The organism is Catellatospora paridis (assembly GCF_009720365.1).
Classification (GTDB): domain Bacteria; phylum Actinomycetota; class Actinomycetes; order Mycobacteriales; family Micromonosporaceae; genus Catellatospora; species Catellatospora paridis.
Window position 1 is genome coordinate 67,557 of sequence record NZ_ML769325.1, and the last position, 13,043, is coordinate 80,599.

At 72.8% G+C, this 13,043-nt stretch carries 11 protein-coding genes; 6 read left to right on the forward strand and 5 right to left on the reverse strand.

Features of this window, described 5'->3' with window-relative positions:
• Positions 1-43 precede the first annotated feature (43 nt).
• Both proB and F9C41_RS28315 read left to right on the forward strand, forming a co-directional pair.
• Positions 44-1,156, forward strand: coding sequence for a glutamate 5-kinase (gene proB / locus F9C41_RS28310; protein ID WP_155389877.1), 1,113 nt, complete (start codon positions 44-46; stop codon positions 1,154-1,156).
• Between the two features lie 111 nt (positions 1,157-1,267).
• On the forward strand, positions 1,268-2,512 hold the full coding sequence (locus F9C41_RS28315) for a glutamate-5-semialdehyde dehydrogenase (protein ID WP_155389878.1): 1,245 nt from the start codon (positions 1,268-1,270) through the stop codon (positions 2,510-2,512).
• 24 nt (positions 2,513-2,536) lie between these two features.
• Here the strand turns inward: F9C41_RS28315 and F9C41_RS28320 are convergent, their stop codons facing one another.
• The 5 genes from F9C41_RS28320 to F9C41_RS28340 form a co-directional block, all read right to left on the reverse strand.
• Positions 2,537-3,418 carry a prenyltransferase/squalene oxidase repeat-containing protein gene (locus tag F9C41_RS28320; RefSeq protein WP_230690080.1) on the reverse strand — a complete coding sequence of 294 codons (882 nt, stop codon included), beginning with the start codon at positions 3,416-3,418 and terminating at the stop codon, positions 2,537-2,539.
• A gap of 244 nt (positions 3,419-3,662) precedes the next feature.
• Positions 3,663-4,844: an adenylyltransferase/sulfurtransferase MoeZ gene (moeZ, locus tag F9C41_RS28325; RefSeq protein ID WP_155389879.1), complete on the reverse strand. Its 1,182-nt coding sequence runs from the start codon at positions 4,842-4,844 to the stop codon at positions 3,663-3,665.
• Positions 4,845-5,012: 168 nt separating this feature from the next.
• A complete protein-coding gene (locus tag F9C41_RS28330; RefSeq protein ID WP_155389880.1) occupies positions 5,013-5,888 on the reverse strand; it encodes a DUF3152 domain-containing protein in 876 nt (291 codons plus the stop codon).
• Positions 5,888-6,802 carry a DUF3152 domain-containing protein gene (locus F9C41_RS28335; RefSeq protein WP_230690081.1) on the reverse strand — a complete coding sequence of 305 codons (915 nt, stop codon included), beginning with the start codon at positions 6,800-6,802 and terminating at the stop codon, positions 5,888-5,890. Before F9C41_RS28335 ends, F9C41_RS28330 begins: the two co-directional genes overlap by 1 nt.
• 20 nt (positions 6,803-6,822) lie before the next feature.
• Positions 6,823-9,120, reverse strand: coding sequence for a hypothetical protein (locus tag F9C41_RS28340; RefSeq protein ID WP_155389881.1), 2,298 nt, complete (start codon positions 9,118-9,120; stop codon positions 6,823-6,825).
• Between the two features lie 383 nt (positions 9,121-9,503).
• On the opposite strand from F9C41_RS28340, the gene F9C41_RS28345 reads away from it, so the two are divergent.
• From F9C41_RS28345 to F9C41_RS28360, 4 genes are all read left to right on the forward strand, one after another.
• A complete protein-coding gene (locus F9C41_RS28345; RefSeq protein WP_155389882.1) occupies positions 9,504-10,157 on the forward strand; it encodes a TetR/AcrR family transcriptional regulator in 654 nt (217 codons plus the stop codon).
• A gap of 163 nt (positions 10,158-10,320) precedes the next feature.
• Positions 10,321-10,548: a DUF3107 domain-containing protein gene (locus F9C41_RS28350; protein ID WP_120317219.1), complete on the forward strand. Its 228-nt coding sequence runs from the start codon at positions 10,321-10,323 to the stop codon at positions 10,546-10,548.
• A gap of 119 nt (positions 10,549-10,667) precedes the next feature.
• Positions 10,668-11,327, forward strand: coding sequence for a ferritin-like fold-containing protein (locus tag F9C41_RS28355; protein ID WP_230690082.1), 660 nt, complete (start codon positions 10,668-10,670; stop codon positions 11,325-11,327).
• A 296-nt stretch (positions 11,328-11,623) separates the two neighbouring features.
• The coding region (locus F9C41_RS28360) for a DEAD/DEAH box helicase (protein ID WP_155389883.1) at positions 11,624-13,043 on the forward strand (1,420 nt) is incomplete at its 3' end.

The window sequence follows — 13,043 nt, forward strand, 5'->3', positions numbered from 1 at the left end:
ATCGGTGCGGGGTGGGGGGAGGTGGGGGCGGCAGAATGGGCGGATGCGTGGAGTAGTCACCCGGGCTCGGCGGGTGGTGGTGAAGGTGGGGTCGTCGTCGTTGACGACGGCTGCCGGGGGGTTGGACCCGGAGCGGCTGGCGGCCTTGGTCGGGGCGCTGTGCAGTGTCGACGGGGAGCGGCGGCGGGAGGTCGTGCTGGTGTCTTCCGGCGCGATCGCGGCGGGGCTGGCTCCGCTGGGGCTGTCGCGGCGACCGCGGGACCTGGCCACGCAGCAGGCTGCGGCCAGTGTGGGCCAGGGGCGGCTGATGCACGCGTACACCGAGGAGTTCGGGCGGCACGAGCGGACCGTGGGGCAGGTGCTGCTGACCGTCGACGACGTGACGCGGCGGGCGCACTACCGCAACGCCCATCGCACGCTGCGCAAGCTGCTCGACATGCGGGCCGTGCCGATCATCAACGAGAACGACACGGTCGCCACCGAGGAGATCCGGTTCGGCGACAACGACCGGCTGGCCGCGCTGGTGGCCGCGCTCGTGCAGGCCGACCTGCTGGTGCTGCTGTCGGACGTGGACGCGCTCTACACCGGCCACCCGTCGCAGCCGGGCTCCCGGCGGATCGACGAGGTCACCGACTTCGCGCAGCTCGCCGAGGTGTCGGTGGGCGGCGTGGGCAGTGCCGGGGTGGGCACCGGCGGCATGATCACCAAGGTCGAGGCTGCCCGCATCGCGACCGACGCGGGCATCCCGGTGGTGCTGACCGCCGCTCCGCTGGCCGCCGCGGCCCTGTCCGGCGAGGCGGTGGGCACCCTCTTCCACCCCGCGGGCGTACGCGCGACCGCCCGCCTGCACTGGCTCGCCCACGCCACCACGGCCCGCGGCCGCCTGCACCTGGACGCGGGCGCGGTCACCGCGATCGTCGACCGCCGCGCCTCGCTGCTCCCGGCCGGCATCACCGGCGTCGACGGCGCGTTCACCGCGGGCGACCCGGTGGACCTGGTCGACGTCGCGGGTCGCGCGGTGGCCCGTGGCCTGGTCAACTACGACGCCCTGGAGCTGCCGGGCCTGCTCGGCCGCTCCACCGTCGAGCTCGCCGCCGCCCTCGGCCCCGCCTACGAACGCGAAGTCATCCACCGCGACGACCTCGTACTGCTGTAAGGAAGGGCACCTTGTTATCGCCATGCGTAGTGGAAGGGCACCTTCCTCACGCCGCAGCGGGCTGAGCTGCGCCGACACTAACTCACGCACTGACGGAAGGCTGGAAACGAGATGAGCGTCATCGAGCAGGCGACGCGGGCCCGCGAGGCGGCACAGGTGCTGGCCACGGCCTCGCGCCGGGCCAAGGACGCCGGGCTGGCGGCGATGGCCGACGCGCTCGCCGCGCGTACCCCCGAGATCCTGGAAGCCAACGGCCTGGACGTGGCCGCGGCGCGCGAGCAGGGCACGCCCGAGTCGACCGTGGACCGGCTCGCGCTGAACGCGTCGCGGCTGGCCGGGATGGCCGACGGCCTGCGCCAGATCGCGGGCCTGCCGGACCCGGTCGGCGAGGTGGTACGCGGCGGCACGCTGCCCAACGGCCTGCAGGTGCGCCAGCTGCGGGTGCCGTTCGGCGTGGTCGGCATCATCTACGAGGCCCGCCCGAACGTCACCGCGGACGCGGCCGGGCTGACCCTGAAGTCGGGCAACGCCGTGCTGCTGCGCGGCTCGGGCTCGGCGGCCCGCTCCAACGCGGCGATCGTCGCCGTGCTGCGCGACGCGCTCGTCGCCGCCGGGCTGCCCGCCGACGCGGTGCAGCTGGTCGACTCGACCACCCGGGACAGCGTCAAGGAGCTGATGCGCGCGCGCGGCCTGGTCGACGTGCTGATCCCGCGCGGCGGCGCATCGTTGATCCGCACCGTGGTCGAGGAGTCCTCGGTGCCGGTGATCGAGACCGGCGTCGGCAACTGCCACATCTACGTGGACGAGTCCGCCGACCTGGACATGGCGCTGACCATCCTGCTCAACGCGAAGGTGCAGCGGCCCTCGGTGTGCAACGCGGCCGAGTCGCTGCTGGTGCACGCGGCGGTCGCGGACGCGTTCCTGCCCGTGGCCCTGGCCGCGCTGCGCGAGCACGGCGTGACGGTGCACGGTTCGCCGGAGGTCGCCGCGTACTCCGGTGACGTCGTGCCCGCCACCGAGGAGGACTGGGGCACCGAGTATCTGGCCCTGGAGCTGTCCGCGCGGGTGGTGCCGTCGTTGGACGAGGCGGTCGCGCACATCCGGCGGCACGGCTCCGGCCACTCCGAGGCGATCATCACGGCGTCGCTGCCGGCCGCGAACCGGTTCGCCGCGCAGGTCGACGCGGCGGCGGTGCTGGTGAACGCGTCGACCCGCTTCGTCGACGGCGGCGAGCTGGGTTTCGGCGCCGAGATCGGCATCTCCACCCAGAAGCTGCACGCCCGCGGCCCGATGGGCCTGCCCGAACTGACCAGCACCAAGTACGTCATCACCGGCGAAGGCCAGATCCGCGCCTGACCCGGGTCCGCCCCTCCCTGCGGGTCAGAGCATGGTGCTGCGGCCGGGCGGGGTGATCTCGTAGAGGGCGCGGATGACGTTGAGGGTGAGGTGTACGTCGAACACCTCACCGTCCTCGGACTCCCAGCCGCCGTCGGTGCGCTGGGTCTCCGCCAGGCGGCGCTTGGCCGCGATCATGGTCCAGTCGTCGGCGGACACGCCCACCCGGCGCAGGGCCGCCGCCATGGCCGCGGCGTCGGCGGGGGCCATCGCGGGCAGGCGCTCGCCCAGCACCGCCTGCATCCGGGCGGCCTCGTAGAACATGTCCTGCCGGTACATCACCGCCGCGCCGAGCCAGCCGGTGACCAGGTAGGACGGCCAGGTGCCGTCCGAGTTCAGGCTGCCCTTGATGAACTCCGCGCCGCGCAGGGCCGCATCGGCGTACGGGATCGGCGTCGGGTCGCCGTACGGCAGCGACGAGCGCACGTCGAGCCCCATCACGGTGAGCCAGAACGTGGCGTTCGCGGTCAGGTAGAGCGTCGCCTCCGGGTCGCCGGGCTGCGCCCACTCGGGCGCGTCCACGGCCAGCTCCTTGGCCTCCTGCCAGCTGCCGTCGGCGGCCTGGCGCCCGGCCAGCCAGTCGAAGGCCCGCTTGACGCCGGGCCGCCCGAGCGCGCCGAGGTCGTCGAGCTGCGCCAGCCGGAAGCAGGTCACGTCGACGGAAGGGATCTTGCCCCGCTGGGTGGCGAACCACCCGCCGCCGTCCGCCTGGCCGGCCTCGGCCGCGGCGAGTATCTCCTCCGCCGGCGAAACGCCGGTACGCAGGTACGACAGGCGTGCCCGGTCGACCGGGTCGCCCTTCTTCACCACGAAACCGATAGCCGCGTCGAGATCCACCACGGTCATCGAGGGTACGTGCCCGGTCACCGTCCGGCCTCATCAGGTTGGTCAAGGTCAACAGCACTGGCGGGTGAAATAACGGCCGAACAACGCGAGAAGCCACCAGTTCGGGCCCGGTGACGTGCCGTTGTCGGCATCGGCGCGGGCCGGTATCAGATATGGACAGTGTTCGAAGTCACAGTGCCCCGGCCGGAGACGTTGCCGACAGCCGCCCGCCGGACACGAAGACGCCGGCCGTGACGGGCACGGCCGGCGTCTGTCGCGAACGGACTCAGTAGCTGGGCAGGGACGGGTCGACGGTCTTGACCCAGGCGAGCACGCCACCCTGGACGTGCACCGCGTCCTTGAACCCGGCCGCCTTCAGCGCGGCGAGCGCCTCGGCGGACCGTACGCCCGACTTGCAGTGCAGCACGATCTGCCTGTCCTGCGGCAGCTTGGCCAGCGCCTCGCCGGACAGGATCTCGCCCTTGGGGATCAGCACGCTGCCCGGGATGCGGACGATCTCGAACTCGGCCGGCTCGCGCACGTCGACGAGCAGGAAGTCCTTGTCGGCGTCCTGCATCTCCTTGAGCTCGCGGGCGGTGATGGTCGCGTCGACCACCGCCTCCTGCGCCTCGACGGAGACCGCGCCGCAGAAGTCCTCGTAGTCCTCGAGCAGCTCGGTGACGGTCGGGTTCTCGCCGCACAGGGCGCAGGCCGGGTCCTTGCGGACCTTGATCTTGCGGTACGACATCTCCAGCGCGTCGTACACCATCAGCGATCCGACCAGCGGCTCGCCGATGCCGGCCAGCAGCTTGATGGCCTCGGTCACCTGGATCGAGCCGATGCTGGCGCACAGCACGCCCAGCACGCCGCCCTCGGCGCACGACGGGACCATGCCGGGCGGCGGCGGCTCCGGGTAGAGGCACCGGTAGCAGGGGCCGTGCTCGGCCCAGAACACGCTGGCCTGGCCGTCGAAGCGGTAGATCGAGCCCCACACGTACGGCTTGCCGAGCAGCACCGCGGCGTCGTTGACCAGGTAACGCGTGGCGAAGTTGTCGGTGCCGTCGACGATCAGGTCGTACTGCCCGAAGATCTCGAAGACGTTCTCGCGGTCGATCGCGGTGTTGTGGATGACCACGTTCACGTACGGGTTGATCTCCCGGACGCTGTTGGCGGCCGACTCCGCCTTGGGCCGGCCGATGTCCGACTGGCCGTGAATGATCTGGCGCTGCAGGTTCGACTCGTCGACGGTGTCGAACTCGACGATGCCCAGCGTGCCGACCCCGGCCGCGGCCAGGTACATCAGCGCGGGCGAGCCGAGCCCTCCGGCGCCGACGCACAGCACCTTGGCGTTCTTGAGCCGCTTCTGCCCCTCGACGCCGACGTCGGGGATGATCAGATGGCGGCTGTAGCGGCGGATCTCGTCCACCGAGAGCGACTCGGCAGGCTCCACAAGCGGCGGCAACGACATAGGCACATTCTCGCTCGCCGCGGTAGGGAATGCCATGATCTCCAACCCGCTGGGATGCGAGTTGCATCACGCGCTGATCAGCCTTCATTTGATCATGAACTTATTCCCACAACACGCCGCCGAACCGTGCCATAAGTTCATGATCACGTGATCGGGGGTGGGGCCCGGTCAGGGGATGGTGGGGCCGCGGTGGAGGGTGGGGTCGGTGGGGGCGGCGGGGTGGGGCCAGGGGTTGGGGGTGCAGTCCTTGAGGCCGGTGGACTGCTGCTGCATGACCGGGGCGGGTTGGCCGGGGGCGGGGCAGGCCTCGTGGCCGTAGCCGAGCTGGTGGCCGAGCTCGTGGTTGAGGGCGAAGGCCTGGTAGTCGGGCAGCGGCGCGCCGTAGCCGGGGACGGCCTGCGACCAGCGGTCCAGGTTGAGGATGAGCTGTCCGGGCAGGCGGCAGGAGGTGAAGCCCTCCGTGTGCAGGCCGCCCGCGGCGCACATCTTCTGCGTGGTGCCGGCGGTGGCCAGGTAGACGGTGAACTCGTAGGTGGCCTTCTCGGCGACGCGCTGGAAGCGGTGCTTGCCGCCGCCCGTCCAGCCGCGCGGGTCGGCGAGGATCCGCTCCACCTCGGTGACGAACGCCGTGACCTCGGCGTCGGCGCCCTTCTCCACGGCGACGCGGAACTTGCGCACCGTGCCCGCCGCGCCCAGCACCTTGCCGGTGCCGGTGGCGTAACCGAACGTGCCGCTGCCCGCCGGCACGGGCGTGCTCTCCTCGCGGGGCGGCCCGGACGCGCCGGGCTCCGCCGGCTCCCCCGGTTGCGGGGAACCGGCCGCCGGTGCGGCGGGTCCGGACAGGAGCAGGCCGTCGTGGCCGCGGGCGAGGTCGATGCCGGCCAGCACCACGATCAGGCCCAGCGCGCCGGCCACGAGGAACCCGTTCCGGCGGCGGCGGGCCTGGATGACGGCTCGGCGGCGGGCCCGGAAGCCGGGCGCGTCGTCGGCCGGGTGGCGCGGGTCCGCCGCCTGCTGCTCGAAGAGTTCCAGCTCGCCGCGCATCAGGCCACCGGAGGCCCGGTGTAGCGCTTGCCGTCCACGTACGGCCACGAGTTGGCGGTGCAGCCCTTCAGTCCGTACGTCTGCTGCTGCATGACCGGCGCGGGCTTGCCCTTGCCCGGGCATCCCTCGTGGAAGCGGCCGAGCTCGTGACCCACCTCGTGGTTGATCACGTACTGCCGGTACGTGTGCAGGTCGATCTTGGCGTCGATGTAGTCGGGCACCGACATGCGCCAGCGGTTGAGGTTGATGACGACGCGCCCGGACAGCCGGCACGAGGTGTACGAGACCCCGTCGAGCCGGGTGTCCATGCCGCCCGCCCCGCACAGTTTGCGAGTCGTCTCACCGGTCGCCAGGTAGATCGTGAACTGGTACGCCGACCCGGACGGCACCCGCTGCAGCCGGTACTGCTCACCCGCGATCCAGCTGCGCGGGTCGCCCAGCGTCTCGTCCACCATGCTGGTGAAAACGTCGAGTTCCTCGGCGGCCACGTTCTTCTCCGCCGCGACCCGGAACCGCTTGACGGCGCCCGCGGTGCCCAGCACCTCGCCCTGGCCGCCGGCGTACGTCCAGGTCCCCGGGCCGGACGCGGGGAACTCGCCGGCCATCTGGTAGACGGCCTCCGGCTGCGTGCTGGGCGACGGCTGCGCCGCGGGCGGCGACTGCTCCGCCGCGGGCTCGGGGCTGTCGGTCACCGTGGGGGTCGACGCCACCTGCTTGGTGGGCACCGGCTCGGACCCACCGCGCAGCAGGTCCACACCCACCAGCAGGGCCGCGCCGAGCAGCACGCACACGGCTGCCGCGCGACGGCGGCGCTGCCGGGCACGGGCCCGGCTGAGCCTGCCCGACTCCACTCGCGAGGACCGGGCGGGAGCTTCCCATTCGGTCCGCGGGGGCGGTGCGAGGGCGGTGCGCATCGACACAGCCTGCCACATCCCTACGGCAACAGTGCCGCTAGCCGCCTGTTCACGGCGCTGAGCGTGGCTCGAACGACCGCCCGGCGAGGGTCTCCGGAGACTAGGGCGGAGCCCGCGAGCTGCTCTACCCAACCGCCGCAGACCAGCAGAACCACCACTACGGCGACCTCGCAACTGCCCATCGGGACGATGGTCGCCTGCTCCACGAAACACCGGCCGGACTCGCCGGTCGTGGTGCCCTCCCGCAGCAGGTCGTCGATGGCCACCGCGGTCGCGGCGGCGCACAGGCGCAGCACGTACGCGTCGACGGCCGGCCCGCTGGCCACCCCGACGGCCTGCCGGTCGCCGGTGTTGAGGCGCACCTCCACCGTCGCGTCCAGGCCGAAGGTGCTGGTCTGCACGTGCTCGATGATCGCGCGGGGGCCCTGGTCGCGTTCGGTGGGCAGCGGTGGCGGCGAGGCCGTGGCGGGCAGCTCGGGTTCGCTGTTCACCGAGCGCAGCGCGGCGACCCGGTCACGCAGCTCGCCCGGCGCCCGGCGCGGCACGCTCACCGGATGGCGGCGGCGGGGCTCGCGCGGCGACTGGTCGGACAGCGGATCCGGGTGCAGCCCGGTCAGTCCCGGCGGCGGGGCCGCCCCCGCGCCCGAACGGGGCGCGGGCAGCGTGGCCGTCGGCGGGGTGGTGTCGGAGGGCGGCGCGGGCTTCGGCACCAGCGGGCCGGCCGGCGCGGCGTCGATGCCCATCTGCTCCTGCAGCATGCGGGCGACCATGCGGCTGATCGCCGCGGGGTCGGCCCCCTCGGCGAGGTCGAGCCGCAGGTGGTGGGCACCGGTGGCGGTGGTGCGCAGGGCCGCGTCGCGCACCCCGGCGACGCCGCGCACGGCACGCAGCACCGCGTCGACGTCGAACCCGTCCGGGCGCTCGTCGGTCCCCACGTCGTCGCTGCGGCGCAGGTGGGAGGCGATGCGGTCGAGCTGTGGCGTCGCCGCGACGACCGGCTCCGCCTCCACGACCGGGTGGATGGCGGGCGGCACGTCGGGCACCGCGGGCACCCGCTGCGGCAGGTGCTCCGCGCCGGCCGGGTCGCCCCCGGCCTCTTCCGGCTCGGCTCGCCGGGCCTCGGGCACCGCCTGCTGGGGCGAGGGGGGCAGCTGCGGCCCGCCCCCGGGCTTGGGGACGTGCGGCAGCGGTTGCTGCGGCGTCCCACCGGCGGGCTGCGGGAGGTGTGGCGGCGGCGAGGGCGGCAGGTAGGGCCGCGGCTGTGAGACGAAGGAGGGCTGGCCGGGGAAACCGCCCGCCGGCCCGCCGTCGTTTCGTTCGCCGGGGCGGCCGGGCTCGTGGCCGGGGTCGCCGGCCGCCTGCGCCGCCCGCGGTACCGCAGCGCGGCCGTGCTCGATGCCCGCGAGCGCGGCGGCATGGCCGTCGCGCGTGGCGGCGAGGGTGTCCCGGGCCGCGGCGAGGCCGTCCCGGGCACCGCTGAGCTGGGCGGCGCGGGCCATGCCGGCCTGGGCGGCGGCGTAGCCCTCGCGGGCCGCGTCCAGCCGGGCGGCGGCGGCCGCGGCCGGATCCGGCAGCACCGGGAACTCGCCCGTCCGGATCCGTTCGGTCGCGCCTCCCGCACGCACGGCGTCCTGCCCCTGGCCACGGGTGGCGTCGGGACCGGCCTGTTCGGCCTCGGAACGGGCCGATTCCTGCGCCGGCCCGCCCTGGTGCAGACCGTTGGCGCGGGACGGCGCCGGCGGCTCGGCGAAGGCCATGCCGAAGCGTGCGCCGAGCGACATGCGCTCCGCCTCTTCCTCGTCTGAGTAGTCGTAGTCGTAGTCGTCGTCGAGCGCGGACGCGGCGGGCCGCGGAGCGGCGGGCGGCACGGGCCGGGTGGCGGCCTCGGCCATCGCGGCCAGCGGCGCGTCCGCTGGCGGCGCGGCGGGCACCGGCCCGGAGAGCTCGGCGGGCAGCGAGGGCCGCAGGCCGGGCGGCGGCACCGGATAACCACCGGTGGGCATGGTCAGCGCGGGATTGGCCCCGGCGGGCAGCGGCGGCATGACCGGGATCGGGATCACCTCCGGCGGCGCGACCGCGGCCATGGGGCCTGGCTGGTACGGCGTGAACACGGGAAGGGGCCCGGTGTCGTCGGGGCCGAGCACCGGCGAGCCGTTGACGGGGGTGGGCTCGTCGAACGCGGCGTGGCGGGCGAACTCGGCCGAGGTCTGGGCGAACTCGTCGGCATACGGGTCCTCGCCGGGGGAGGAGAGCTCCGGCAGCGGACGTTCGTACGGCCGGTGGTGGCCGTTGCGCGCGGAGGGGGCGGCGTCCGGCACGCGAACCAGCGTGGTGGTGACTGGGTCGGCGCCGGTGAGCGCGTCTATCCCCCGGCGGTCGGCTACCGTGGCGTGCCACGGGGTCAACGGCTCGAATCCGGGCTCCAACGCCGCGCCCGCACTCGACCATGCATCCGTACGGTCGGAATCCGCCCAGCTCGCGGGTTTATGCCCGTTAGCCGTCGGGTGTCCGACTCCGCCGGCTGACCCGTTGGCGGGTTCGTCAGTTCCCGCTGTGTTTCCGGTCTGCCCTGTTACGTCCACCGTGCGCTCCTCCGTCGCCCACGCTGAGGCTACCGTGAACGGCGAATGACGATAAGTTGCAACGACGGGGCAGTTTGCAAGATCCGTCAAAGGATCCGTCTGCAGGGTGAGGAGATTCGATGACCGCGGCCACCAGTGGCGCCAACCCGACCGGCTCGACAGCCACGGGCCGGCCGACCCGGCTGCCCCGGTCGGCACGACGCAAGCAGCTGCTCGCCGCTGCTCAGGACGTCTTCGTCGCCCAGGGCTACCACTCCGCAGCGATGGACGACATCGCCGAACGGGCGGGCGTGTCGAAGCCGGTGCTCTACCAGCACTTTCCCGGCAAACTCGAGCTCTACCTGGCGCTGCTCGACACGCACTGCGACGCGTTCGCCGAGCGCATCCGCTCGGCCATGGCGGCGACCGCGGACAACAAGGAGCGGGTCCGCGGTGCGATGCAGGCCTACTTCGACTTCGTCTCGCACGAGAGCGAGGCCTACCGGCTGGTCTTCGAGTCCGACCTGAGGAACGACCCGGCCGTCGCGGAGCGGGTGGACCGGATGGAGCGCCTGTCGGTCGAGGCCATAACCGAGACCATCATGTCCGACACGGGTGTCAGCCGCGCCCGCGCCGAGGTGCTGGCGGCCGGCCTGTGCGGCGCGGCGCAGGTGTCGGCCCGCTGGTGGCTCGCCGGCGGCCGCGTCATCGCCCAGGACGAGGCCGAGCAGCTCATCACCACCCTCTCCTGGCGTGGCATCAGCAGCTTCCCCCTCTCCGGCACCGACCACTGACCCCTGCCCCCACCGACGACGCCGGGGGCGGGCGCGCACCCGCGACACGCGGGTGCCGGACGCCGGAGGGCCGTTCCCGCAAGATCATCGCAGGAGGTCGGCCGCCACGCCATCGTCCAGCTGCGACACCGGGGTAATCTCGGGAGCGAGCCGAGGAGGTTGTGTGGAGGTCAAGATCGGTGTGCAGTTCGCCCCCCGCGAGTTGGTGGTGGACAGCACGCAGACGCCCGCTGAGGTCGAGCAGATGGTCGCCGACGCGCTCGCGTCGAAGGCCCAGCTGCTGACGCTGGTAGACGAGAAGGGCCGGCGGGTCATCGTCCCGCTGGACAAGCTGGCTTACGTGGAGATCGCCGAGGCTTCGACGCGGAGTGTCGGCTTCTCGGCCCGCTGAGGCGGCGCAGCACATAACTGCAGGTGAACGGCACGGCGCGACCTGCGCCGTGCCGTTCACCGTTGCTGCCGCCGTCGCGGCCAGGTGCCGCGGGCGCGTACGGCCGGTAGTCTGCGGGCGTGTCCGTTGATGCCGGAGTGATCGATCTACTGGGCATGCTCGCCTACGGTGAGCTGCTGGCCTTCGACCGCATGGCGGCCGACTCCCGGCTCGCCCCTGATCTGGCGCGGCAGGCCCGGCTGGCCGAGATGGCCGCCTGGGAGATGGCCAACTACCGGCGGCTGGCCAACCGGCTCACCGCGCTGGGCGTGGACCCGGAGCAGGCGATGCTCCCGTTCGTCACGGCGCTGCGCACGTATCACGACAACACCGAGCCAGGAGACTGGCTGGAGGCGCTGACCAAGGCATACGTCGGCGAGGGCATCTCCGACGACTTCTTCCGCGAGGTGGCGCAGGTGCTACCCGAAGGCGTACTGGCCGCGCCGGACCGGGCCCTGGTGCTCGACGTGCTGCACGACGACGGCTACGCGGACTTCGCGGCCGGGGAGATCCGCGCGGCCATCGCGGCGGACCCGAAGGTCGCCAACCGGCTGTCGATGTGGGCGCGCCGGCTCACCGGCGAGGCGCTCTCCCAGGCGCAGCTGGTCGCCCAGGAGCGCAGCCCGCTGACGGCGCTGGTGCTGGCGGGCGTGTCCGGCGGCGAGTCCGTCGACGTGCTGTTCCGGCGATTGACCACCGCACACACGGCCAGGATGACCGCGGTCGGCCTCAACAATTGACCGTTTTGCGTGGGAAATCCCACTAAGAACCGGGAATTCGACACACACCTGGTGACCAGACGGCCACCGGGCCGTACGATGGCTGAGTTGACATGGGCCCGATGCCCATGTCGTCGCGTGTGCGGCGCCGCGGTCCCCAACGATCGCGCCGCGCGATGGGATCCACATCCTTCATCGCCGCGCCCCGCGCTCGAGACTACATATACGCCCTTCGATGAACCGGGCGTACCGACATCCGCTGGGCAGCCCGCAGGGTCCGCCGTACGCGGATCACTGAGAGGGCACCCCAGAACCTGATGACCGAAAACATCGAAAGCACCACCGAAAACACTCCCAAGATCACCCTCGCGCCCACCTTCGCCGAGCTTGGCGTGCGCCCGGAGACCGTGGCCGCACTCACCGCGATGGGTATCGAGCGCGCCTTCGCCATCCAGGAGTACGCGCTGCCGATCGCGCTGCGCGGCGGCGACATGATCGGCCAGGCGCCCACCGGCACCGGCAAGACCTTCGGCTTCGGTATCCCGCTGATCGACCACGCGATCGCCCCGGGCGAGGGCGAGTCCAGCGGCCAGCCGCAGTCACTCGTCGTCGTGCCGACCCGTGAGCTGGGCATCCAGGTCGCCAAGGACCTCGCCGGGGCCGGTAAGTCCCGCGGTGTGCGAGTGCTGGCGCTGTACGGCGGCGTCGCGTACGAGCCGCAGGTCGAGGCTCTCAAGGCCGGTGTCGAGATCGTGGTCAGCACGCCCGGCCGCCTGCTCGACCTGTGCAAGCAGAAGCACCTCAAACTCGACCAGGTCAAGGCGCTCGTGCTCGACGAGGCCGACCGCATGCTCGACCTGGGCTTCCTCGACGACGTCGAGAAGATCCTCAAGATGCTGCCGACCGACCGGCAGACCATGCTGTTCTCGGCGACCATGCCGGACCCGATCGTCACCCTGTCGCGCAAGTTCCTGCGCACGCCGGTGACGGTGCACGCCGGGCACACCACCGAGCCGGGCGTCAGCCCGCAGACGAAGCAGGTCGTGTACCGCACGCACCAGCTGAACAAGTTGGAGCTGCTGGCCCGCATCCTGCAGGCGCAGGGCCGCGGCCTCACCATGATCTTCACCCGGACCAAGCGCAACGCCGACCGGGTCAGCGAGGATCTCGACTTCCGCGGTTTCGCGGCGGCCGCGGTCCACGGCGACCTGGGCCAGGGCGCCCGTGAGCGGGCCCTGCGCGCGTTCCGGGCCGGCAAGGTCGACGTGCTGGTCGCCACCGACGTGGCCGCCCGCGGCCTGGACGTCTCCGGCGTCACGCACGTCATCAACTACGACTGCCCGGACGACGCGGAGACCTACGTGCACCGCATCGGCCGCACCGGCCGCGCCGGGGCCACCGGTGTCGCGGTGACCTTCGTCGACTGGGAGGACATGCCCCGCTGGCGGATCGTCGACAAGACGCTCGGCCTGGAGCTGACCGGCCCCGACGGCCCGGCGGAGACGTACCACACCTCGCCGTGGGTCTACACCGACCTGGACATCCCCACCGACGTCAGCGGCACCCTGCCCAGCGCCCAGCGCTCCCGGGCCGGGCTGTCCGCCGAGGTCGAGGAGGACCTGGGCGGCCGTTCCCGCGGCAGCCGGGATCGCGGCAAGCGCGGCCCGGCGGCCGAGCAGGCCGCCCCGCCGCGCGAGCGCGCGCCGCGCCGCCGCCGTCGCCTGGCGGGTGACGACG